The sequence below is a fragment of the Streptomyces camponoticapitis genome (genome assembly GCF_014646115.1).
GTDB classification, from domain to species: Bacteria; Actinomycetota; Actinomycetes; order Streptomycetales; family Streptomycetaceae; genus Streptomyces; species Streptomyces camponoticapitis.
This window is the reverse complement of record NZ_BMMV01000001.1, coordinates 239,300-262,014: the sequence shown is the minus strand read 5'-3', so window position 1 is coordinate 262,014 and position 22,715 is coordinate 239,300. Positions and strand designations below refer to the sequence as shown.

The 22,715-nt window shown below is 71.3% G+C and carries 18 protein-coding genes; 15 read left to right on the top strand and 3 right to left on the bottom strand.

Annotated features, from left to right (window positions below):
- The first annotated feature begins 22 nt into the window (after positions 1-22).
- From ligA to IEY79_RS01070, 9 genes are all read left to right on the top strand, one after another.
- The gene (gene ligA, locus IEY79_RS01110) at positions 23-2,287 is read left to right on the top strand and encodes an NAD-dependent DNA ligase LigA (protein ID WP_189105312.1); all 2,265 of its coding nucleotides are present in this window, start codon (positions 23-25) and stop codon (positions 2,285-2,287) included.
- A gap of 234 nt (positions 2,288-2,521) precedes the next feature.
- Positions 2,522-4,648, top strand: a complete 2,127-nt coding sequence (locus tag IEY79_RS01105) for a putative bifunctional diguanylate cyclase/phosphodiesterase (protein WP_189105311.1) — start codon at positions 2,522-2,524, stop codon at positions 4,646-4,648.
- Between the two features lie 148 nt (positions 4,649-4,796).
- Positions 4,797-5,093: an Asp-tRNA(Asn)/Glu-tRNA(Gln) amidotransferase subunit GatC gene (gatC, locus tag IEY79_RS01100; RefSeq protein WP_016642027.1), complete on the top strand. Its 297-nt coding sequence runs from the start codon at positions 4,797-4,799 to the stop codon at positions 5,091-5,093.
- Between the two features lie 5 nt (positions 5,094-5,098).
- On the top strand, positions 5,099-6,604 hold the full coding sequence (gatA, locus tag IEY79_RS01095) for an Asp-tRNA(Asn)/Glu-tRNA(Gln) amidotransferase subunit GatA (protein ID WP_189105310.1): 1,506 nt from the start codon (positions 5,099-5,101) through the stop codon (positions 6,602-6,604).
- On the top strand, positions 6,601-6,843 hold the full coding sequence (locus IEY79_RS01090; protein WP_189105309.1) for a hypothetical protein: 243 nt from the start codon (positions 6,601-6,603) through the stop codon (positions 6,841-6,843). The genes gatA and IEY79_RS01090 overlap by 4 nt, the downstream gene beginning before the upstream one ends.
- 25 nt (positions 6,844-6,868) lie before the next feature.
- Positions 6,869-8,386, top strand: a complete 1,518-nt coding sequence (gene gatB / locus IEY79_RS01085; RefSeq protein ID WP_189105308.1) for an Asp-tRNA(Asn)/Glu-tRNA(Gln) amidotransferase subunit GatB — start codon at positions 6,869-6,871, stop codon at positions 8,384-8,386.
- A 269-nt stretch (positions 8,387-8,655) separates the two neighbouring features.
- Complete coding sequence (locus IEY79_RS01080) at positions 8,656-9,903, top strand: arsenic transporter (RefSeq protein ID WP_189105307.1); 1,248 nt, start codon at positions 8,656-8,658, stop codon at positions 9,901-9,903.
- 5 nt (positions 9,904-9,908) lie between these two features.
- Complete coding sequence (locus IEY79_RS01075; protein ID WP_189105604.1) at positions 9,909-10,364, top strand: universal stress protein; 456 nt, start codon at positions 9,909-9,911, stop codon at positions 10,362-10,364.
- A gap of 67 nt (positions 10,365-10,431) precedes the next feature.
- Positions 10,432-10,944 (top strand): tetratricopeptide repeat protein, encoded by a 513-nt coding sequence (locus IEY79_RS01070; protein WP_189105306.1) that lies wholly within the window; start codon positions 10,432-10,434, stop codon positions 10,942-10,944.
- A 29-nt stretch (positions 10,945-10,973) separates the two neighbouring features.
- Here IEY79_RS01070 and IEY79_RS01065 read toward each other — a convergent pair whose 3' ends face one another.
- Positions 10,974-11,591, bottom strand: a complete 618-nt coding sequence (locus tag IEY79_RS01065) for an NAD(P)-dependent oxidoreductase (protein ID WP_189105305.1) — start codon at positions 11,589-11,591, stop codon at positions 10,974-10,976.
- A 302-nt stretch (positions 11,592-11,893) separates the two neighbouring features.
- On the opposite strand from IEY79_RS01065, the gene IEY79_RS01060 reads away from it, so the two are divergent.
- The 6 genes from IEY79_RS01060 to IEY79_RS01035 all read left to right on the top strand — a co-directional run bounded on the left by IEY79_RS01060 (position 11,894) and on the right by IEY79_RS01035 (position 21,277).
- Entirely contained in the window at positions 11,894-14,020 is a 2,127-nt protein-coding gene (locus tag IEY79_RS01060) for a phosphocholine-specific phospholipase C (RefSeq protein ID WP_189105304.1), read from the top strand.
- Positions 14,021-14,148: 128 nt separating this feature from the next.
- A complete protein-coding gene (locus IEY79_RS01055) occupies positions 14,149-16,407 on the top strand; it encodes an MMPL family transporter (RefSeq protein ID WP_189105303.1) in 2,259 nt (752 codons plus the stop codon).
- 44 nt (positions 16,408-16,451) lie between these two features.
- On the top strand, positions 16,452-17,015 hold the full coding sequence (locus IEY79_RS01050; RefSeq protein ID WP_189105302.1) for a GNAT family N-acetyltransferase: 564 nt from the start codon (positions 16,452-16,454) through the stop codon (positions 17,013-17,015).
- Between the two features lie 46 nt (positions 17,016-17,061).
- On the top strand, positions 17,062-17,748 hold the full coding sequence (locus IEY79_RS01045; RefSeq protein WP_189105301.1) for a hypothetical protein: 687 nt from the start codon (positions 17,062-17,064) through the stop codon (positions 17,746-17,748).
- A gap of 183 nt (positions 17,749-17,931) precedes the next feature.
- The gene (locus tag IEY79_RS01040) at positions 17,932-18,105 is read left to right on the top strand and encodes a hypothetical protein (protein WP_189105300.1); all 174 of its coding nucleotides are present in this window, start codon (positions 17,932-17,934) and stop codon (positions 18,103-18,105) included.
- A gap of 127 nt (positions 18,106-18,232) precedes the next feature.
- The gene (locus IEY79_RS01035) at positions 18,233-21,277 is read left to right on the top strand and encodes a helix-turn-helix transcriptional regulator (RefSeq protein WP_189105299.1); all 3,045 of its coding nucleotides are present in this window, start codon (positions 18,233-18,235) and stop codon (positions 21,275-21,277) included.
- Between the two features lie 42 nt (positions 21,278-21,319).
- Here IEY79_RS01035 and IEY79_RS01030 read toward each other — a convergent pair whose 3' ends face one another.
- Both IEY79_RS01030 and IEY79_RS01025 read right to left on the bottom strand, forming a co-directional pair.
- Entirely contained in the window at positions 21,320-21,475 is a 156-nt protein-coding gene (locus IEY79_RS01030; protein ID WP_189105298.1) for a hypothetical protein, read from the bottom strand.
- Positions 21,476-21,498: 23 nt separating this feature from the next.
- Positions 21,499-22,644: a PQQ-dependent sugar dehydrogenase gene (locus IEY79_RS01025; protein ID WP_189105297.1), complete on the bottom strand. Its 1,146-nt coding sequence runs from the start codon at positions 22,642-22,644 to the stop codon at positions 21,499-21,501.
- Positions 22,645-22,715 lie beyond the last annotated feature (71 nt).

The window sequence follows — 22,715 nt, the reverse complement described above, 5'->3', positions numbered from 1 at the left end:
GGTGGAACGGGAGGATGAAACGGTGGCCGGCGAACAGCAGACGGCAGTACCCGCGGAAGCGCGTGAGCGGCACGCGCACGTCGCCGAGCAGGTCGAGGAGCACCGCTTCCGCTACTACGTGAAGGACCAGCCGGTCGTCAGCGACGGCGAGTTCGACACACTGCTGCGCGACCTGGAGGCGCTGGAGGAGCGGTATCCGCAGCTGCGTACGCCAGACTCGCCGACCCAGAAGGTCGCGGGGGCGTACGAGACGGAGTTCACCGCGGTCGAGCACCGCGAGCGCATGCTCTCGCTGGACAACGCGTTCGACGACGAGGAGCTGGCGTCCTGGGCGGAGCGCGTCGCCAGGGAGGTGGGCGCCCCGGGCTACCACCTCCTGTGCGAGCTGAAGGTGGACGGCCTCGCCGTCAATCTCACCTACGAGCAGGGCAGACTCACCCGCGCCGCGACCCGCGGCGACGGCCGCACGGGCGAGGACATCACGCCCAACGTCCGTACGATCGCGGAGATCCCGCACCGGCTGAAGGGCGACCGGGTCCCGGAGCTGGTGGAGATCCGCGGCGAGGTCTACTTCCCGATGGAGGCCTTCCAGGATCTCAACGCCCGGCTGGTCGAGGCGGGCGACAAGCCGTTCGCCAATCCCCGTAACGCGGCGGCGGGTTCGCTGCGCCAGAAGGATCCCAAGGTCACCGCGTCCCGTCCGCTGCACATGGTGGTGCACGGCATCGGCGCGCGCCAGGGCTTCGACATCGACCGTCTCTCGCACGCGTACGAACTGCTGGAGGAGTGGGGCCTGCCGACGGCCCAGCACAACAAGGTCGTCGACGACCTCGCCGGTGTACGGGAGTTCATCGCGTACTTCGGCGACAACCGCCACTCGGTGGAGCACGAGATCGACGGTGTCGTCGTCAAGCTGGACGAGATCCCCCTCCAGGGCAGGCTCGGTTCGACCTCCCGTGCCCCGCGCTGGGCCATCGCCTGGAAGTACGCGCCGGAGGAGGTCAACACCAAGCTGATCGACATCTGGGTGGGCGTCGGTCGAACCGGGCGGGTCACTCCGTACGCGGTGGTCGAGCCGGTCAAGGTCGCCGGCTCCGAGGTCGAGTTCGCCACGCTCCACAACCAGGACGTGGTGAAGGCCAAGGGCGTCCTCATCGGCGACACGGTGGTCCTGCGCAAGGCGGGCGACGTCATCCCGGAGATCCTCGGACCGGTCGCCGATCTGCGGGACGGCAGCGAGCGCGAGTTCGAGATGCCCACCGTCTGCCCCGAGTGCGGGACCGAACTGCGGGCCATGAAGGAGGGGGACATCGACCTGCGCTGCCCCAACGCCCGTTCCTGTCCCGCCCAGTTGCGCGAGCGGCTGTTCTATCTCGGCGGCCGCAAGTGCCTGGACATCGAGAACTTCGGCTATGTGGCCGCCGCCGCGCTGACGAAGCCGCTGGAGCCGCCGACGCCCCCGCTGCTCAACGAGGGCGACCTCTTCACCCTCACCGTTGACCAGCTGCTGCCCATCAAGGCGTACGTGCGCGACGCGGACACCGGTCTGCCCAAGCGGGACCCGGAGACCGGCGAGGAGAAGATCGTTACCGTCTTCGCCAACCAGAAGGGCGAGCCGAAGAAGAACGCGCTGTCGATGCTGGAGCACATCGAGGCCGCCAAGCAGCGCCCCCTGGACCGGGTCATCGCGGGGCTCTCCATCCGGCACGTGGGGCCGGTCGCCTCGGTGGCGCTCGCCCGGGAGTTCCGCTCCATCGACCGTATCGAACAGGCCACCGAGGAAGAGCTGGCCGCCGTCGAGGGAGTCGGCCCGACGATCGCCGCCTCGCTCAAGCAGTGGTTCGAGGTCGACTGGCACCGCGAGATCCTGCGCAAGTGGCGCGAGGCCGGGGTCCGGATGGAGAACGAGGGCGCCGACGAGGACCAGGGACCGCGCCCGCTGGCGGGCCTCACCGTCGTCGTCACGGGCACGCTCGAAAATCACACCAGGGATGGCGCGAAAGAGGCGCTCCAGACGCTCGGAGCGAAGGTGACCGGCGCTGTGTCGAAGAAGACGGCCTTCGTGGTGGTCGGTGAGAACCCCGGCTCCAAGTTCGACAAGGCGATGCAGCTGAAGGTGCCGGTGCTCGACGAGGCGGGGTTCGCCGTCCTGCTCGCCGAAGGCCCCGACGCGGCGCGGGAAGCCGCTGTACAGGCGCCGGAGGCCCCCGATGAGGGGGCGACGGAATCGGCCAAGAATGCCCCGAAGGCGGCTGACGAGGCGTCTGCGGAGAGTGGAAAGGAGTGACCGAACGGGCACAACGAGCCCTCGTGGGTCACCCGTTCGGCGCATACCAGATGGATACGGAAGGGCGGGTTGCATTCGGGCAACAGCGGTAGAGCGCTGCCCGCCGACGCCGTTCGCGGCCTACTGTTGAGGGGTACGCCTGTCGTGCACGGCTGCGTGTGGGAAATCAGTCGTGGTGGCATGACAACGTGCCATCGCGTGGTAACGGCACTGCCGGCTGTGAGAGGGACGGGAATGAAACCGACCGAGAGCGCCGCCCCGGTCTCACGCCCGCGCGCCTTCGCGGGAGTTGGAGGCACGTCCGCCGGAGTCGGCCTCGTCGTGGTGGGCCTCGCCGCCCTCATGCTGGCACTCGGCATATTCCTGCAGATCCGGGACGGCCGGGCGCTCTTCCCTGACGGCACCACGGGCTGGTCGCTCGCGGTCCTCACCGGCATCGTCGTCGGCCATCTCGTCGCACTCGGCCGCGACCGCTGGTGGGGCGGCACCGGCTCCGGCGCCGCCCTCACCCTCGCGGTGCTGCTCCTGTACGGCTGGGTGGCCGCCGGCCTCGTCAGCCTCGCCGTCGTGGTCCTGGTCGGCATCGCCCGCCGGCACCGCTGGCGCCAGGGCGCCCTGCACGGCGCCGTGGACATCCTCGGCATCGGGGCGGCGGCGCTGGTCCTGCTCGCCTTCGGCGACGTACCGACCGTCGAGAAGCCCTGGCAGCCCCTCCACTGGGGGATCGGCACCGTCCCGGAGATCGTGCTGGCTGCCGGGGCCTATCTGGTGGTGACCCGGCTGCTCCTGTGGTATTCGCTGACCCCGCAGGGCGGCGGCCTGCCGACCGTCGCCCGTACGGCCCTGCTTCGCCAGAGCCTGCTCGCCGTCGCACTGCTCGGAATCACTCCACTGATCTGTGTCGTCGCCGTCTCCAGACCCGTGGTGCTGCCCCTGTTCGCCGTCCCGCTGATCGCCCTCGACTCGACGCTCTGGATCGCCAGGGCACGGGCCGAGGAGCAACTGCGCGACCCCCTCACCGGGCTGCCCAACCGGCAGTGGCTCCTGGAGCGGACCTGGACGGCGCTGGAGGAGGCCAAGACCCTCGGCGCACGCTCGGCGCTGGTGCTGATCGACCTCGACCGGTTCCGCTCCGTCAACGACACACTCGGTCATCTCGCGGGCGACAGACTCCTGTTGCAGATAGCGGAGCGGCTCAAGCTGGCCCTGCCGCGTGGGGCGGAGGCCGCGCGGCTCGGCGGTGACGAGTTCGCCGTACTGCTGCCGCTGGTCGACTCCACGACCAGCGCTCAGCGCGTTGCCCGCCATCTCGCGGCCGAACTGTCCTCGCCGCTCGACCTGGACGGACTGACGCTCGTCCTGGAGGCCAGCGCCGGCGTCGCCGTCTACCCCGAGCACGCGGTGGACGCGGAAGGGCTGCTCCAGCGGGCCGACGTCGCGATGTACCAGGCCAAGCGGGACCGTACGGGCGTGGAGGTGTACGAGTCCAAGCGGGACTCCAACACCCCCGACCGGCTGGGCCTGTTGGGCGATCTTCGGCGCGCGCTCGACGCGGGCGACGTGGAGCTGCACTACCAGCCCAAGGTCCGCTTCGACGGCCAGGTCGTCGGCCTGGAGGCGCTCGTACGGTGGGTGCATCCCGACCGGGGAAGAGTGCCCCCGGACGAGTTCATCGCGATCGCCGAGTCCTCGGGCCTGATGCCCTACCTCACCGAGTACGTACTGGAATCGGCCCTCGGCCAGGTCGCCCGCTGGCGGGCCCAGGGCCTGTTCGTACCGGTGGCCGTCAACGTCTCGCCGCGCGACGTCCACACCCCCGGCTTCGCCGGCGCGGTCGCCGCCCGGCTCGCCCGGCACGGCGTCCCGGCCGGGGCGCTCCAACTGGAGATAACCGAGCACGTCCTGCTGGAGGACCCGCAGCGGGCCGCCGACACCCTGGCGGGCCTGACGGGCCACGGCGTGAAGATGTCCCTCGACGACTTCGGCACGGGCTACTCGTCGCTGGTCCATCTGCGCCGTCTCCCCGTGAGTGAACTGAAGATCGACCGTTCGTTCGTGGCCCGCCTCGCCATCGACAACGAGGACGCGGAGATCGTCCGTTGCACGATCGACCTGGCGCACTCGCTGGGCCTGGTGGTCGTCGCCGAGGGCGTCGAGGACGACGAGACCTGGGAGCGCCTGCGCGACCTGGGCTGCGACGCCGTCCAGGGCTGGCTCGTGGCCGCCGCGATGCCCCCGCACGAGGCGACGTCCTGGCTGCTGGCCCGCGGTGAGACCGGCTGGCACCGCCCGCCGCCCGCACCCGCCCTGGAGCCGCCGCGCACCGACGCGTCCGGTCCCTCCAGCCGAGTGGTCCAGTAACAGAGGCCTGTACGACGCCTCTACGCGGCCGGCGGACGCCCGTACACGGCCCGGACAGCGCGGCGGAACGGGAAACCGTTTCGTGGGCACGGTGTCGCGCCCCATAGGATTGGGTCAAAATCCCGACACTCACCCAGAGGATCGCCGCATGCCTGGCATCACGCGCGAGGAGGTCGCCCACCTCGCACGGCTGGCACGTCTGGAGCTGAAGGACGAAGAGCTCGATCACTTCGCCGGTCAGCTCGACGACATCATCGGCGCGGTCGCCCGCGTATCCGAGGTCGCCGACCAAGACGTTCCGCCGACCTCCCACCCGCTGCCGCTGACGAACGTCATGCGCGCGGACGAGGTACGCCCGTCGCTCACCCCCGAGCAGGCGCTCTCCGGCGCCCCGGCCCAGGAGCAGCAGCGTTTCAAGGTGCCGCAGATCCTGGGGGAGGACTAACAGCCATGACGGACATCAAGACCGACATCATCCGGCTCACCGCGGCCCAGATCGCCGAGAAGATCGCCTCCGGCGAGCTGACGGCCGTCGAGGTCACCGAGGCCCACCTCACCCGTATCGAGGCCGTCGACGAGAAGGTCCACGCCTTCCTGCACGTCGACCGTGAGGGCGCCCTCGCGCAGGCCCGCGCCGTCGACGAGCAGAGGGCCAGGGGCGAGAAGCTCGGTCCGCTCGCCGGTGTCCCCCTCGCGCTGAAGGACATCTTCACCACCGAGGGCATCCCCACCACCGTCGGCTCCAAGATCCTCGAAGGCTGGATCCCGCCGTACGACGCGACCGTCACCCGGCGCCTCAAGGAGGCCGGTGTCGTCATCCTCGGCAAGACCAACATGGACGAGTTCGCCATGGGGTCGTCGACCGAGAACAGCGCGTACGGGCACACGGGCAACCCCTGGGACCTCACCCGTATCCCCGGCGGCTCCGGGGGCGGCTCGTCGGCCTCCCTGGCCGCGTACGAGGCGCCGCTCGCCATCGGCACGGACACCGGCGGCTCGATCCGCCAGCCCGCGTCCGTCACCGGCACGGTCGGCGTCAAGCCCACCTACGGTGGCGTCTCCCGGTACGGCATGGTCGCCTTCTCGTCCTCGCTCGACCAGGGCGGCCCGTGCGCCCGTACGGTCCTGGACGCGGCACTCCTCCACGAGGTCATCGGCGGACACGACCCGCTCGACTCGACCTCCATCGACGCGCCCGTGCCGCCGGTGGTCGAGGCCGCCCGCAACGGCACGGTCGCCGGTATGCGCGTCGGTGTCGTCCGGCAGTTCTCCGGCGAGCACTACCAGGCCGGCGTCATGCAGCGGTTCGCCGAGTCCGTCGACCTCCTCAAGGAGCTCGGCGCGGAAGTGGTCGAGCTGGACTGCCCGTCCTTCGACCTCGGCCTCTCGGCGTACTACCTGATCGCGCCCTCCGAGTGCTCCTCCAACCTCGCGCGTTTCGACGCCATGCGCTACGGCATGCGGGTCGGCGACGACGGCACCCGTTCGGCCGAGGACGTCACCGCCCTCACCCGGGAGGCGGGCTTCGGCGACGAGGTCAAGCGGCGCATCATGCTCGGTACGTACGCGCTCAGCTCCGGCTACTACGACGCGTACTACGGCTCGGCGCAGAAGGTCCGCACCCTGATCGTGCGGGACTTCGAGAAGGCCTTCGAGCAGGTCGACGTGATCGTTTCACCCACCACGCCCACCACCGCCTTCCCCATCGGTGAACGCGCCGACGACCCGATGGCGATGTACCTTTCCGATCTGTGCACCATCCCGACCAACCTGGCCGGAAACGCCGCCATGTCGCTGCCCTGCGGACTGGCGCCGGAGGACGGTCTCCCGGTCGGGCTGCAGATCATCGCCCCCGCGATGAAGGACGACCGTCTCTACCGGGTAGGCGCGGCGGTCGAGGCGGCGTTCGTGGAACGCTGGGGACATCCGCTGTTGGAGGAGGCACCGTCGCTATGAGCGCAATGACCAAGAAGGCCAAGAGCTTCAAGAAGTCGAAGTCCGGCGTGTACCTGTCGATCGGTACGACCGCCATGGGAGCCATCAGCGTCTTCAAGCAGGCCAAGCTGGCCCGCCAGGACAACGACACGCTGCGGCTGATCGACGCCGCCGTCTCCGCCGCCGCCATCGTCACCGGCGTCGCTCTGCTCTACCGCGAGCTGAAGCGGCTGGGCGACGACGACGTCCTGCTGGGCTGAGCCCGCAGAGAGGGAAAGTTTCACCGTGACCGTCACTGAACACGTGTCGCTCGTCCCGTACGAGGACGCTCTCGCGACGTACGACCCCGTCATGGGCCTGGAGGTCCATGTCGAGCTCGGCACCAGGACGAAGATGTTCTGCGGCTGCTCCACCGAGCTGGGCGCCGACCCCAACTCACAGACCTGCCCGACCTGTCTCGGCATGCCGGGAGCGCTTCCGGTCGTCAACGCGATCGGCGTCGAGTCCGCCGTCAAGATCGGTCTCGCGCTGAACTGCGAGATCGCGGAGTGGTGCCGGTTCGCCCGGAAGAACTACTTCTACCCGGACATGCCGAAGAACTTCCAGACCTCCCAGTACGACGAGCCGATCGCCTTCAACGGCTATCTGGACGTCCAGCTGGAGGACGGCGAGGTCTTCCGGGTGGAGATCGAGCGCGCCCACATGGAGGAGGACACCGGGAAGTCGCTGCACGTCGGCGGCGCCACCGGCCGTATCCACGGCGCGTCCCACTCCCTGCTCGACTACAACCGCGCGGGCATCCCGCTCATCGAGATCGTCACCAAGCCGATCGAGGGCGCCGGGGCGCGCGCGCCGGAGGTCGCGAAGGCGTACGTCGCGGAGCTGCGCGAGCTGATCAAGGCGCTGGACGTCTCCGAGGCCCGCATGGAGCAGGGCCAGATGCGCTGCGACGTCAACCTGTCGCTGCGCCCGCACGGGCGCGAGAAGTTCGGCACCCGCTCGGAGACGAAGAACGTCAACTCGCTGCGCAGCGTGGAGCGGGCGGCGCGCTACGAGATCCAGCGGCACGCCGCTGTTCTCGACGGCGGCGGCACGATCATCCAGGAGACCCGGCACTTCCACGAGGAGGACGGTTCCACGACGTCCGGCCGTGTGAAGGAGGAGGCGGAGGACTACCGGTACTTCCCCGAGCCGGACCTCGTCCCGATCGCGCCCCCGCGCGAGTGGGTGGAGGAGCTGCGGGGCGGACTGCCGGAGCTGCCGCGGCTGCGCCGCAAGCGCCTGCGCGAGGAGTGGGGCGTCTCGGAGCACGACATGCAGTCGATGCTCAACGCGGGCGCGGTCGACCTGATCACCGCCACGATCGAGGCGGGCGCCCCGGCCGACCAGGCACGCAAGTGGTGGATGGGCGAGCTCGCGCGCAGCGCGAACGAGACGTCCACGGACCTCGCGGCGCTCCCGATCACCCCGGCGCAGGTCGCCCGAGTGGCGGAACTGGTGACCGCGGGCGAACTGAACGACAAGCTGGCCCGGCAGGTTCTGGAGGGCGTCCTCGCTGGCGAGGGCGACCCGGACACCGTCGTCGAGAAGCGCGGTCTGAAGGTCGTCTCCGACGAGGGCGCGCTGGGTACGGCGGTGGACGAGGCGATCGCCGCGAACCCGGCGATCGCGGACAAGATCCGCGCGGGCAAGATCGCGGCGGCGGGCGCACTGGTGGGAGCGGTGATGAAGGCCACCCGGGGCCAGGCGGACGCGGCACGGGTCCGCGAACTGATCCTGGAGCGCCTGGGCGCGGAGGGCTGAGGCCCGGCGGCATCGGCTGTGTCCTCAATCGCCGGACGGGCGGCGACTTCCGCCCGTCCGGCGATTGAGGACAAGCGCGGCCGCGAGCCGCGCGACCCTGCCAACGGCACCGGGCCACAGCACCGGGCCACAGCACCGGGCCCCCTGACCGGCACGGCGGGGGTGTCGCGGTCCGGACCCGGACGCGGGCCGTAGGTTTGGCGGGCGTCGCGCGTGGTGCGCGGCCCCCGTGAACCTACCGTCCGCCCACCAGCACCCAGGCGCCGCCCGTGAACAGCCTCGCCGCCGAGATCGTGTCCGTCGGGTTGCTCCTCGGCGTGCTCGCCTTCGCCGTCGCGCGGCCGAGAGGTCTGCCCGAAGCCATCGTCGCCATCCCGGCCGCCGGACTCGTCGTCGCACTCGGCGCCGTGTCGCCCGCCGACGCGTGGGACCAGACGCACAGCCTCCTGCCCGTGGTCGGGTTCCTCGCCGCCATTCTCGTACTGGCCCAACTCTGCGACGACGACGGTCTGTTCCAGGCCGCCGGCGACCTCGTCGCCCGTCTCTGCGGCGGGCATCCGCGGCGACTGCTCGGTGGCGTGTTCGGCGTCGCCGCCGTCACCACCGCCGTACTCAGCCTCGACGCCACGGTCGTCCTCCTCACGCCCGTCGTGTTCGTGACCGCGAGCCGCGTCGGGGCCCACCCCCGCCCGCACGTCTACGCCTGCACCCACCTCGCGAACTCCGCGTCGCTCCTGCTCCCCGTCTCCAACCTCACCAACCTCCTCGCCTTCACCGCCAGCGGTCTCTCCTTCACCCGGTTCGCCGTGCTCATGGCGCTCCCGTGGCTGGCCGCGATCGCCGTCGAGTACCTCGTCCTGCGCCGGTTCTTCGCGACCGACCTGGCCGCCGGGGCGCACCCTCCCAAGGAGGCCGAGTCGCGCACCGTACCGACCTTCACACTCGTCGTCCTCGGCCTGACACTCCTCGCGTTCGCCGGCACCTCACTCGTCGGCATCGAACCGCTCTGGGCGGCCTTCGCCGGTACGGCGGTGCTCGCCGCCCGCGCGCTACGGCGCGGGCGCACCACACTGCCCGCGCTCTTCCGCTCCGCGTCGCCGCTCTTCTGCCTCTTCGTGCTCGCGCTCGGCGTCGTCGTCAAGGCCGTCGTCGACAACGGCCTCGACACCGGCATCAGCCGGATCCTCCCGGCCGGCGAATCCCTCAGCACGCTCCTCGCCATCGCGGGCGTCGCCGCCCTCCTGGCCAATCTGATCAACAACCTGCCCGCGATCCTCGCCCTTCTGCCCCTCGTCGCGCCCGCGGGCCCCGGCCCCGTGCTCGCCGCGCTCATCGGGGTGAATCTGGGGCCCAACCTCACGTACGTCGGCTCCCTCGCCACCCTCCTCTGGCGCCGTGTCCTGCACGAACACGACTCGGCGCCCTCGCTCGGGCAGTTCACCCGGCTCGGTCTGCTCACCGTGCCCGCGACGCTGATCGCTTCGACCGTTGCCCTGTGGGGCACCCTGCAGTTGTGACCGACGTGAAGACAACCGCCCTCGTCTGGATCAGTCCGTCGACCTGGCCCGCCTGCGTCGACGCCGCCCGCGAACGGGCCCCCGACGACCATGTCGTCCTGCTGCACGTGGGCGACGACCGGATCGTCGAAGAGGCGCACCGCGCCTACGCGGGGCTGCTCGGCCGTGGCCACGAGCCCGAGCGCGATCCCGGCGCCCGGCTGGAGGCGCTGGCCGGAGTGGTGGGCGCCGACCTCCTTGAGAAGGCGGCGCACCGGCTCGGTCGGCCCTGCGAACTGCTCGACCGGCACGGCCGTCCTCAGGAGGAGGTCGTCCGCGCGGCGGCCGACGTGGACCTGCTGATCTGCGCGCGCGACGGAGACCCCGACAGGCCTGGCCCGCACAGCCTCGGCCCGGAGTCCCGTTTCGTGGTCGACCACGCGCCGTGCCCCGTCCTGCTGGTGTGGCCGTACCAGCGCTGAACGCCGCCGCGCGGGGACGGCAGGGCCGGGGAACCGCCCGGTCCGTGGCCGGTGCGACAATCCCCGCATGACGACTGACAGCAGGGACGACCTTCTGGCGGAAGCCGTCGACCTGCGCACACGGGGACAGGCGGAGCAGGCCAGGGAGCGCCTGGTGGCTCTCGCCGCCCGGCACCCGGACGACGCCGAGGTGGCGTATCAGACCGCCTGGACACACGACGCCCTCGGTCTGGAGGCGGAGGCCGTCGCCTACTACGAACGCGCGTTGGCCGGAACTGACCTGTCGGACGAGGACCGTCTCGGCGCGCTGGTGGGTCTCGGCAGCACGTTCCGGATCCTCGGCCGCTACGAGGAGGCCGTCGGGACGCTGCGGGGCGGGCTGGCGGAGTTCCCCGGCGACGGCGCCCTGCGGACCTTCCTCGCGATGGCGCTGTTCAACACCGGGGAGCACGACGAAGCGATGCGGATCCTGCTGGAGTTGCTCTCCACGACCAGCGAGGACTCCCGGGTGCGGACGTACCGGCGGGCGATCAGCCACTACGCCAAGGACCTGCGCGAGATCGTGGGGCAGGGGAGCTGATCGAGGGGAGCTGATCGCCCGCCGCGGGGCTACGGGTAGATGTCCCGGCCGTACGTCGCGGGGTCGTCCAGCGTGTCCAGGAGGAGGTCCGCGAGGTCCGCGTAGGTCGTACGGGGCGCGAGGCCCCGGTACGGCGTGAAGGAGCGCGGGCGGTTGCCGCGCGCGGGCCCGTGGTGCAGCACCCCGGACCGTACGACGGTCCAGTCGAGGCCGCTGGTGAGGATCACCGCGTCCTGGGCCTCCCGCTCCCGCAGGAGGGGCCGCGCCGTCGCGCGGTAGAGCGCGGCGATGGTACGGCCCGAGAGGCCCCGGACATGGGGCCCGTATCCGGCCTCCGAGACGACGATCAGCCGCCGTACGGCCAGTTTCCGCATCGCCTCCACTATCAGTTCGGTGCCACGCGAGTACAGCGGCGTCGTCCGGTTGCCCTTGAGACCGAAGGCGATCACCGCGGCGTCGGCGCCGGTGAGGGCCTCGGTCACGGCGCTCTCGTCGAAGGGGCTTCCGGTCACCACCCGGTCCACGGGGGCTGATCCGAGCCGCGCCGGCTCGCGCACCTGCGCGGTGATGCTGTGTCCGGCGCGTGCGGCGGAGGTGAGGAAGGCTTGTCCGGTACGCCCGGTGGCGCCGAACACGGAGACGTTCATGGGCAGGTTGTCCCTGTCGTTTTCATGGGTTCATCATCGTGGGTCGCACGTGTCCGGAGCCCGCGAGGTCCCGAGGGGGAGGGGGCGGGCGCCGAACCCGTTCAGCTTGGGGCACGCGGCGTCCGACCGCCACGGATCCGGCCGTACCCGTCGGACCGGCACGCATGTCGGCCCGGCACGCCCGCGGGCGCCGTCCGGACGCGGCCACTCTCGGACGTTCATCGCCGGGCCGCCCCGGGGTCTTCCCGACGCCACCTGCGGTGGCTAGCTTCCGGCCGTAGCACCTGACTCGGGAGGATCTCTTGGCCACGGACATTTCACGGCGACGGCTCTTCGCACTCGGAGGTGGCGCCGTCGGTGCCGCCGCGGCGGGATCCGTACTGCCGCCGTCCCTGCGCGCCGCCATCGCCGCCGAGGCGCCGGCCGGGGGACTGGACTCCGTGCGTCATGTCGTGGTGCTCATGCAGGAGAACCGGTCGTTCGACCACTACTTCGGCACGCTGCGCGGCGTACGGGGCTTCGGGGACCGCAACGCGGTGGAACTGCCCACCGGCCGCCCCGTGTTCGAGCAGCCGGGCACGGCCGGCACCGGCACCGTGCTGCCCTTCCCCGTGCGCGACGCCGCAGAGACGCAAGAGAAGGACCTTCAGTACATAGGCGACCTCGACCACTCCTGGAGCGGTGGCGCCAAGGCGTGGAACAACGGCTGGATGGACCGCTGGATCTCCGCCAAGACCGCGGCGACCATGGCGTACTACGACCGCGCCGACATCCCGCTGCACTACGAGCTGGCCGACACCTTCACCGTCTGCGACGCCTACCACTCGTCGGTCCACACCTCGACCAGCCCCAACCGCAACCACCTCTGGAGCGGCTGGACCGGCTTCGAGGCGGACGGGCGGCGGGCGGTCGGCAACGACGCGTACGACGAGGGCACCCATCCCGGTTACGACTGGCCGACCTACGCCGAGCGGCTGGAGAAGGCCGGGCGGAGCTGGAAGACGTACACCGAGTGGGAGAACTTCACCGACAACAACATCGAGTTCTTCACCTCCTTCAAGAAGATCGCGCGCAAGGCGCTCGCCAAGGCGCGGGAGCTGGAGGGCGGCGCGGACTTCACGTACATGGAGGCCTTCTACGCCGCGGTGCGCGACACCGACGACCCCGCCGTACGGGCCCGGCTGCTCGACGCCCTCGAAGAGGGTGTGGAGACTCTCACCGCCCACGAGCGGTCGCTCTTCGAACGCGGCCTGCGGCGCGTCGAGTCCGGCACCCTCGCCGCCGCGTTCCGCGCCGACGTGGCCGCGGGGCGGCTGCCCGAGGTGTCCTACCTGGTGCCCTCCGCCGTCGACTCCGAGCACCCCGGCGCCTCGTCGCCGGTCGCCAGCGCCGGCCTCGTCTACCAGGTGCTCGACGCCCTCGGCGCGCACCCGGACGTCTGGCGGCACACGGTCGTACTGATCAACTATGACGAGAACGACGGCTTCTTCGACCACGTACCGCCGCCCGTGCCGCCCGTGGACGATCCGGACGAGCGGTGGGAGGGGCTCCCCACGGGGCTCGGTATCCGTGTGCCGCTGCTCGTCGTCTCGCCCTGGACCGTCGGCGGCTACGTCTGCTCGCAGGTCTTCGACCACTCCTCGGTCGTCCGCTTCCTGGAGAAGTGGACGGGCGTGCGGGAGCCCAACATCACACCCTGGCGGCGCGCGGTCACCGGCGATCTGACCTCTGCCTTCGACTTCGGCCGTGGCCGGCCGCAGCCGGACGTCGAGCAGCCCGGGCCGGTCCCGCCGTTCACCGGGCGCTGGCGGCCGGTGCCGCCGGCGGTGCAGCGCATGCCGGTGCAGGAGCCCGGTACGCGCCCCGCCCGGCCGCTGCCGTACCAGCCGGACGCCCACGGCAGGCTGGCCGGCCGCGCCGGGGCACGGGTCCTCCAGCTCGAACTGCGCAACACGGGGCGGGCGAGCGCCCACTTCGCGCTTTATCCGTACGCGGGTGAGTTCGACGCCCCGCAGCACCGGGACGTCAGGGGCACGGCACAGTGGACGGTGCCCCTCACCGGTGACGACTACCGGTTCACGATCACCGGCCCCAACGGATTCCGCCGCGAGTTCGCCGGCCCCGTCTCGGGCCGCGGCGCGGAGCTCTCCTCTTCCCTCGACCACCATGACCGCGATCTGCATCTCACCCTCCGTAATGAGGGCGATCTGCCCGTCACCTTCACGGTGCGTTCGCTCGGGTACGCCGACGAGGCCGATCTCGGCGACTGGAAGCGCGAGTTCACGGTCAAGCCGGGCCGCAGCCGGCATGTCGTGCACTCGGCCGCCGACGCGCACGGGTGGTACGACATCGAGGTGATGGCGGGCCGGGGCTTCCGCCGACGGCTCATGGGTCACATCGAGAACGGGAAGCCAAGCGTCTCCGGCTGAACCGGAATTCTTGCCTCCTACTGAGAGAACGCCAGGTCACCACCGTGTGAGGAACCCCACCAAACGGTCAAACGATCACGATTTGATGTCAGAGTTGGCTCTCCGGACCACCGCAGGGGAGCAGACCGTTGGCAGCAGTCGCGCGGTGGTGCGTCAAGCACCGGCTCCTGGTCGTCCTTCTCTGGCTCCTGGCCCTGGGCTCCACCGCCACCGGCGCCGTCGTCGCCGGGACGTCGTACTCCAACGACTTCGACGCTCCCGGCACCGAGGCCGGCCACGCCGTGGACCTCCTGGAGAGCGGCTTCCCCGGGCGCGGCGGCGACAGCGACACCGTGGTCTGGCACACCGAACGGGGCTCCGTCCGCGCGGGCGACATCGAACGGCGCATGGACGTCACGCTCGGTGAGATCGCCAGGCTGCCCGGAGTGGCCTCCGTGATGAGCCCGTACGCCGTCACCGGCGGCGCCGGGACACCCGAGCGGGCACCCGGCCCGGAGGAGGGCGAGAGCGCCCGCCAGATCAGCGAGGACGGCCGCACCGCGTTCGCCGTCGTGAACTACGAGCGGCAGGTCGACGACATGCCGGCCGCCCAGGCCCAGGCCGTCGTCGACACGGCGAAGAAGGCGGCCACCGACGATCTCCAGGTGGATCTCGGCGGCAGCGGCGTCGCCCTCACCGAAGGCACCACCGCGCATGTGGCGGAGATCGTGGGCGTCGCGATAGCCGCCGTGGTCCTCTTCCTCGCCTTCGGGTCGCTCGCGGCCAGTCTGCTGCCCATCGCCACCGCGCTGGTGTCGGTCGGGACGGCGTACGCGGGCATCGCGCTCCTCGGCCACGTCATGACCGTGGCCGACTTCGCGCCCATGCTCGGCATGCTCGTCGGACTCGGCGTCGGCATCGACTACGCGCTCTTCCTCGTGACCAGACACCGCAAGGGCCTCAAACAGGGCCTGACCGTCACCGAGGCCGCGACCGAGTCCGTCGCCACGACGGGGCGCGCCGTCGTCTTCGCCGGGGCCACCGTCTGTATCGCGCTGCTCGGCATGCTGGTGCTGCGCCTCAACTTCCTCAACGGCGTCGCGGTCGCCGCCTCGCTCACCGTCGCGCTGACGGTCGCCGCCTCCGTGACGCTGCTGCCCGCGCTCCTCTCGTACACCGGCACGCGCGCGCTGAGCCGGCGCGAGCGCGCCCGGCTCGCCGAACACGGTCCCCTGCCCGACCCGCCGGCCGGCTTCGCCGCCCGCTGGTCCGTCTTCGTCGAACGCCACCCCCGGCTGCTCGGCGGCGCGGCGGTGCTCGTGATGCTGGTGCTCGCGCTGCCCACGTTCTCGCTCCATCTGGGCACCTCGGACCAGGGCAACAACCCGGTGTCCAGCACCACCCGGCAGGCGTACGACCGGCTGGCCGAGGGCTTCGGCCCCGGCGTCAACGGCCCGCTGACCCTCGTCGCCGAACTCGACGGCGCCGACGACCGCCTCGCGATGGACCAACTGCCGGACACGCTGCGCGAGTCGGCGGACGTCGCCTCCGTAGGACCGATCGTCTTCAGCGGCAGCGGCGACAGGGCCCTGCTGGCCGTGGTCCCCAAGTCGGCGCCCCAGTCGAAGCAGACCAGCGACCTTGTCGACCACCTCCGTGACGAGGTGCTGCCCCGCGCGCAGGAGGGCACCTCCCTGGACGTGTCGGTCGGCGGGGTCACCGCCGCCCACGACGACTTCGCCGCGGTCGTCGTCGGCAAACTGCCCCTGTTCGTCGGAGTCGTCGTCTCCCTCGGCTCTGTGCTGCTTCTGCTCGCCTTCCGCTCCGTCGGCATACCGCTGAAGGCGGCGGTGATGAACGTCGCCGCCGTCGCCTCGTCCTTCGGGATCGTCGTCGCGATCTTCCAGTGGGGATGGGGGAGCGAGCTCCTGGGCCTCGGCAGCTCCGGCCCGATCGAGCCGTTCCTGCCCGTGATCATGGTCTCGGTCCTCTTCGGCCTCTCCATGGACTACCAGGTCTTCCTGGTGAGCCGGATGTACGAGGAGTGGCTGGCGACCGGCGACAACAGACGGGCCGTACGGGTCGGCCTCGCCGAGACCGGCCGGGTGATCAACTCGGCCGCCGTGATCATGATTTCGGTCTTCCTCGCCTTCGTCCTCAGCGGGGACCGCGTCATCGCGATGTTCGGCGTCGGGCTGGCGGCCGCCGTCGCCCTGGACGCCTTCGTCCTCCGGACGCTCCTCGTGCCCGCCCTGATGCATCTGCTGGGCGGCGCCAACTGGTGGCTGCCCCGGCGGCTGGACCGCTGGCTGCCGCGGATCAGCATCGAGGTGCCCGCGGACCGCCGTCGTACGTCTGGGAAGATCCCCGCACGGCGCGAGGAGCCCGCGGAGCGCATGCCGCGGTGAACCGGCCGCGCGGGGAGCTGAGCCGACCGGACCGGAGGAGTGCGATGTTCGCGACATCACTGGGTGACGACGGGGCCGAACTGAGACCGCTGGAGCCGTGGCAGGCCGAGGAGTTCCTCGCGCACATGGACCGCGCCAGAGAGTTCGTGGACCGGCACGTGCGGCTCGGGGAGGTCGTGGTCGACCTCGAATCGGCGCGGGCCATGCTCGTCAGATACGCCCAGAGCCAGGCCGCCGACGGCGGACGGATCTACGGGATCTGGCTGCACGACACCCTCGTCGGCGGAGTGATGTTCCGGCTCTTCGACGCGGTGGAGGGCACCTGCGAGGTCGGCTGCTGGCTCGAACCGGCGGTGACGGGGCGCGGACTGGTGACCCGCGCGGTGCGGGTGCTCATCGACTGGGCGGTGGAACGGCGCGGCATCCACCGCGTCGAGTGGGTCGCCTCGTCGGCCAACGTGGCGAGCATCAGGACCGCCGAGCGGCTCGGCATGCGGCGCGAGGGTGTGCTGCGGGAGAGCAGCCTCCACCACGGGGTTCGGCAGGACAACGAGATCTGGTCCCTACTCGCTCCGGAGTGGTCCGGGCGCCAACGGAACACCCCTTGAGAAAACTCTCATGGATCTCTCATACGGGCCGCCTACCGTGCGGCGCATGAACCCCACGACCAAGTCAGAACATCCCGCTGAGCACAGCGGCGACAACGAGGCGGAGCGCGCCGTTCCGGCTGCTGCCGATGCTGCCGAGAAGAACGACGCGCCGGGCCCGAGCCTGGCCAAAGAGCCTGGTGAGAGCCCTCAGGGGGGCGCCGCCGATGGTGTGAAGGACAGCACGTCCGGTGACGAGGGCGGCGCCTACCGCGCCGACGGCACCACCGCGGACGACGGAGGGGACGGGGACCTCCTGGACGACGAGCTGGACGGCGAGTACACCCCGCCGCCCGCGGGCGGGCTCGCCGCGGCGTCGGCGGCGCTCATCTCCGTACTGCTGTCGCTCGTCGGCCTCATCGGCAGCTGGTCCGGCAAGGTGATCTCCGAGCGCGAGACGCTCGTCGGCCAGATCGACCTCGGCCAGACGGGCACGGCGAAGCAGCAGATCTCCGAGATCTACGGCGACGCCTGGCACGCCATCGCGCTCACCAACGGAATCTTCGCGGTACTGGCGCTCATCGTCGGTCTGGTGGCCCTCGGTCTGCCGCAGCGCAAGAGCTGGGTGCGCCCGTTCGCCGTGGCCGGTATCTCGCTCGCCGCGCTCGGCCTGCTGATCGCCATCGGCATGTACTTCGACGTCTTCGTGTCCCTGCCCGAGCCGCCCCCGGCCGCTCCGCCGGCCGTCGGCTGAGGCGACTTAGGCGGTACCGCGCCTGCCGGGCGGGGCCTTAGGCCCCGCCCGGACTCCCGGCCGGTCCGCCTAAGTCCTTCGCGCCCCGAAGATGCGGCACTCGCCCGATGCGGGCGCACCCCCTGGGAGACGAATGTTGAGGCATCGCAGGACGCCACAACACTTCGTAACAGGGGAGTCGAGATGTTCGAGTACGAGATGCACCAGATGCGGGCGGCCGAGCTGATCAGCGAGGCGGACAACCGGCGGCTGATCCGCCAGGTCCGCAAGGCCCGCAAGGAGGCGGCGCGAAACGCCCGCGACAGGGGCGAGGGGCGGGTGGACTCGCACCGCGGCCGCTTCGCACGCGCGGCGTGACGGGCGCAGGAAGATGGGCGCCCGCCCCGGCCTCCTGAAGACATCGGACCGGCGGTCGCCGCACGTGCCATCGGCACGTGCGGCGACCGCCGCGATAACGAGTGCCGCACTGTCAGACCCTTGTGCGATGCTCGGGATCGTGGAGACCAAGTCCGTCAGTCCCGTGTTCGTCGGTCGCGACGGCGAGCTGACCCTGCTGACCGAAGCGCTCGCCCGCGCCGCCGCCGGCGAGCCGCAGGCCATGCTCGTCGGCGGTGAGGCGGGGGTCGGCAAGACCAGGCTCATCGAGGAGCTGACCTCCGTGGCCTGCGACGACGGCGCCGTCGTCGCGATCGGCGGCTGCGTGGAGATCGGCGGCGACGGGCTGCCCTTCGCGCCCTTCTCCGCCGCCCTGCGCGGCCTGCGGCGCCGCCTGCCCGAGGAGATCGCCGCGGCGGCCGAGGGCCAGGAAGGCGAACTGGCAAGGATCCTGCCCGAGTTGGGCCCCTCGGAGAGCGGCGCCCTGGGCGAGCACGGCAGGGCCAGCCTCTTCGAACTCACCGTCCGGCTGCTGGAGCGCGTCGCCGCGGGCCGTACGGTCGTCCTCGTCCTGGAGGACCTGCACTGGGCGGACGCCTCCACCCGCCATCTGCTCGCCTACCTCTTCCGCACGCTGCGGCGCGGCCGGCTCCTGGTCATCGCCACCTACCGCGCCGACGACATCCACCGCCGCCACCCCCTGCGTCCGCTCCTCGCGGAGCTGGACCGGCTGCGCACGGTCAGCCGGATCGAGCTCTCCCGCTTCAGCCACGCCGAGGTCAGAGGGCAGCTGCGCGGCATCTTCGGGGACGAGCCGGCCCCCCAACTGGTCGACGAGATCTTCGGGCGCTCCGACGGCAACGCCTTCTTCGTGGAGGAACTCGCCGTCGCGATCGAGTCCGGCTGCCGTTCCGGACTCACCGACTCCCTGCGCGATCTGCTGCTCGTCCGTGTCGAGACGCTGCCGGAGAACGCCCAGCGGGTCGCCCGGATCGTCGCCGAGGGCGGCGCCACCGTCGAGTTCCCCCTGCTGCTGGCCGTCGCGCAGCTCTCCGAGGACGACCTGATCGAGGCGTTGCGCGCCGCCGTCGGCGCGAACATCCTCCTCATCACGGCGGACGGCGACGGCTACCGCTTCCGGCACTCCCTCGTCCGCGAGGCCATCAGCGACGACCTGCTCCCCGGCGAACGCTCCCGGCTCAACCGCCGCCTCGCCGAAGCCCTGGAGGCCGACCCCTCCCTCGTACGCGACGACGAACGCACCACCCGCCTCGCCAGCTACTGGTACTACGCGCACGACGCGGCGAAGGCCCTGCCCGTCGTCCTGCTCGCCTCCGTCGAGGCCCGCCGGCGCTACGCCCACGCCGAGCAACTGCGGCTGCTGGAGCGCGCCATGGAGCTGTGGGACGCGGCGCCCGAGTCCGTACGCGCGTGCCTCAGACCCCCGGACGACACCGAGGTCCACCCGCCCGCAGGGGAAGACGCGAGCGCCCCGCTGCGCTACCTCGACCTGCTGTCCGAGGCGACCGTCGCGGCACGCTCGGGCGGCGACCGGGAGCGGGCCCTGGCGCTGTCGAAGAAGGCCATGCGGGTGCTGGAGACCGTGGACGACCCGCTGCGCGCCGCGTGGTTCTGGACCCAGCGCTCCCGGCTGGTCCAGGACCTCTCACGCGGCGACGGCTGGGCCGAACTGGCCACCGCCCAGGACCTGGTGCTCGGCCTCCCGCCGTCCGCCGTGCACGCCTCGGTCCTCTCCGACGTCGCGAGCTGGGGAGCCCTGCACCGTCCCGGCGCCAACAGCCTGGCCGCCGCCGACCGCGCCGTGGAGTACGCGCGCCTGGTCGGTGCGGAGAACATCGAGCTGAACGCCAGGATCACGCGCGGCTGGCTCACCACGGAGGCGGGATCGATCGAGGAGGGACTTGCCGAGATGTACGCGGTGAGGGACCGCGTCATCGAACTGGGCAATGTCGCCGCCCTCCCGCTCCTGGGCCGCATCACGATCAACCTGCCGTCCACACTGGAGAGCGTGGGCCGCTCCGAGGAGGCGGTCGCCGCCGCCGAACTGGGCATCACCCTCTGCCATCAGCGGGGTCTGACCGACAAGGAGGCCTGGGTCCGGGCCAACCTGAGCGAATCCCTCTTCTCGCTCGGCCGCTGGACCGAGGTTCAGACCGCGATCGACGAAGCGGCCCGGATCGCACACGCCCCCAAGGCACGCGCCCTGGTGGCCGTACGGCGCGCGACGCTCGCCCTCGGGCGCGGCGACTTCGCCGAGGCGGAGAGCCAAGTGGCCTTGGCCCGCGCGGTCTTCGGGCCGCACGACCCACAGCCGCAGCATGTGATCGGCCCGACCAGACTGGCGATGGTCAGCGCCGCACGGCAGGGCCGGCTCGCCGAGGCCCGCGCCGAGTTCGAACAGGTCGTCGCGCACGGCTTCCCGCCGGGCATGCAGCGGTACGCGCTGCCGCTGCTCTGCTCCGTGGCCGGGATGGAAGCCGACGCGCGCGGACTGCCGGAAGCCGACGCGGGACGGGAGGCGATCCTGGCGACCGTCCGCGACCAGGCGAAGCGGCTGCCCGCCGTCGTCCCGGTCTGGCAGGCGTACGACCTGCTGCTCGAAGCCGAACTCGCCCGCGCCGACGGCATCGTCGCCCCGAAACTGTGGGCCCGCGCGGCTGCCGCCTTCGAGGCGCTGGCCCGGCCGCACGAGCTGGCCAACGCCCGCTATCGCTGGGCGGCGGACCTCCTCGACGCGTCCGCCGGCCGGGAGCACGCCGCCGCCCTCCTGGTCCAGGCCCACACCACGGCGAAGGCGCTCGGCGCGCGCTTCCTGGTGGAGCAGACCGAACTCCTCGCCGGCCGGGCCCGGATCAGCCTCGCCACCACCCCCCGGCTCGCCCCGGCACCCGACCCGCAGGCCGATGCCGTCAGCTCACTGGGCCTGACCCCGCGCGAAAAGGACGTCCTGCGCCGGGTCGCGGAGGGCCGCAGCAACCGCCAGATAGCCGAGGAGCTGTACATCTCGCCCAAGACGGCGAGCGTGCACGTCTCCAACATCCTGGCCAAGCTCGGCGTCTCGGGCCGTACGGAGGCGGCGGCGATGGCGCACCGGCTCCAGCTCTTCAGCGATCTGGAACCGACCCACCCCTAGGTCGTGTCTTCGAAGTCCCGCCTGGCCTGCGGGCGGACGGCGCTACTTCGAAGACACGTCCCAGGGAGTGCTGTGCTTGCCGGCGACCGCCGGCGCGGTGGCCGGCGACAGCCGCTCGGCGTCGCGCCGGGCGGCGAGGTGGCCCAGCAGCCGAAGCCGCTCGTACGAGTGCGAGCCCGGCTCTGCGTGGTACGTCACCAGCATCTGTCCCGGCGCGCCCGCTACGTGACGTCCACCCGAACGATCCTGTCGTCCCCCGACTCCGGGGTGCCCCGGCCGTCCGTGTTGCTCGTCAGCAGCCAGAGCGCCCCGTCCCCGGTCGCCACGACGGTACGCAGACGGCCGTACTCGCCCTCCAGGAAGGCCTGGGCGTCGGCCGACGGTTTCACCCCGGCCAGAGGGATCCTCCAGAGCCGCTCGCCGCGCAGGGCCGCCATCCAGATGGACCCCTTGGCGAAGGCGATACCGCTCGGTGACGCCTCGCTCGTCCTCCACTCCTCCACCGGGTCGACGAAGCCCGGCTTCCCGGCCTTGCCCTCCGCCTCCGGCCAGCCGTAGTTCTTCCCCGGCTCGATCAGATTGAGCTCGTCCCAGGTGTTCTGGCCGAACTCCGACGCCCACAGCCGCTTCTCCGAGTCCCAGGCGAGACCCTGCACATTGCGGTGCCCGTACGTGTACACGACCGAATCCGCCTCCGGATTGCCGTGCGCCGGCTCGCCCTCCGGGGTCATCCGCAGAATCTTCCCGCCCAGGGACTTCTTGTCCTGCGAGAGACCTGTCTCGCCCGACTCGCCCGTGCCCGCGTAGAGCATCTTGTCCGGGCCGAAGGCGATCCGGCCGCCGTTGTGGATGTTCCCCTTCGGGATACCCCGCAGGACCGTGTCCGGCGCGCCCAACTGCTGGCCCACCGGCCTCTTCGGGTCGTACAGCATCCGGGCGATGCGGTTGTCCGAGTCCGTCGTGAAGTACGCGTACACATAGGTGTCCGAGGCGAACGACGGGGAGATCGCGAGGCCCAGCAGACCGCCCTCACCGCCCGGGGAGACCCCGGGCACCTCGCCCACCTCCGTCTTCTTCCCATCCTCCGCGTCGACCCGGGTGATCGTCCCCTCGTCACGCGAGGAGACCAGCAGATCGCCCTCGGGCAGCGCCGCCATTCCCCACGGCGACTTCAGGCCCTCGGTCAGCGTGGACACCACCTTCGCCGAGCCCTTCGCGGGCGGGGCCGACGGCTGCGCCTCGCCGTCCGGCGGCGTCGCCCCGTCGGACACCGACGCGGACGGGGAACCCGCCGGGCCTCCCGGCTCCGACCCACCGTCGGAGGACGAGCACGCGGTCACCACGAATAGCGCCGCTGCGGCCAACATGGCGGTCACTGGAGCACGTTGCACGGTCTTGATCCCTTCGACGGCTGCGTCTCTACGTTTCATACACCGCG

Coding starts and splice junctions, on each gene's coding strand:
- IEY79_RS01045 (WP_189105301.1), top strand. CDS start 17,062: ATGAACCCCACGACCAAGTCAGAACATCCCGCTGAGCACAGCGGCGAC.
- IEY79_RS01090 (WP_189105309.1), top strand. CDS start 6,601: ATGAGCGCAATGACCAAGAAGGCCAAGAGCTTCAAGAAGTCGAAGTCC.
- IEY79_RS01070 (WP_189105306.1), top strand. CDS start 10,432: ATGACGACTGACAGCAGGGACGACCTTCTGGCGGAAGCCGTCGACCTG.
- IEY79_RS01050 (WP_189105302.1), top strand. CDS start 16,452: ATGTTCGCGACATCACTGGGTGACGACGGGGCCGAACTGAGACCGCTG.
- IEY79_RS01105 (WP_189105311.1), top strand. CDS start 2,522: ATGAAACCGACCGAGAGCGCCGCCCCGGTCTCACGCCCGCGCGCCTTC.
- IEY79_RS01035 (WP_189105299.1), top strand. CDS start 18,233: ATGCTCGGGATCGTGGAGACCAAGTCCGTCAGTCCCGTGTTCGTCGGT.
- gatA (WP_189105310.1), top strand. CDS start 5,099: ATGACGGACATCAAGACCGACATCATCCGGCTCACCGCGGCCCAGATC.
- gatC (WP_016642027.1), top strand. CDS start 4,797: ATGCCTGGCATCACGCGCGAGGAGGTCGCCCACCTCGCACGGCTGGCA.
- IEY79_RS01065 (WP_189105305.1), bottom strand. CDS start 11,591: ATGAACGTCTCCGTGTTCGGCGCCACCGGGCGTACCGGACAAGCCTTC.
- IEY79_RS01025 (WP_189105297.1), bottom strand. CDS start 22,644: ATGTTGGCCGCAGCGGCGCTATTCGTGGTGACCGCGTGCTCGTCCTCC.
- IEY79_RS01040 (WP_189105300.1), top strand. CDS start 17,932: ATGTTCGAGTACGAGATGCACCAGATGCGGGCGGCCGAGCTGATCAGC.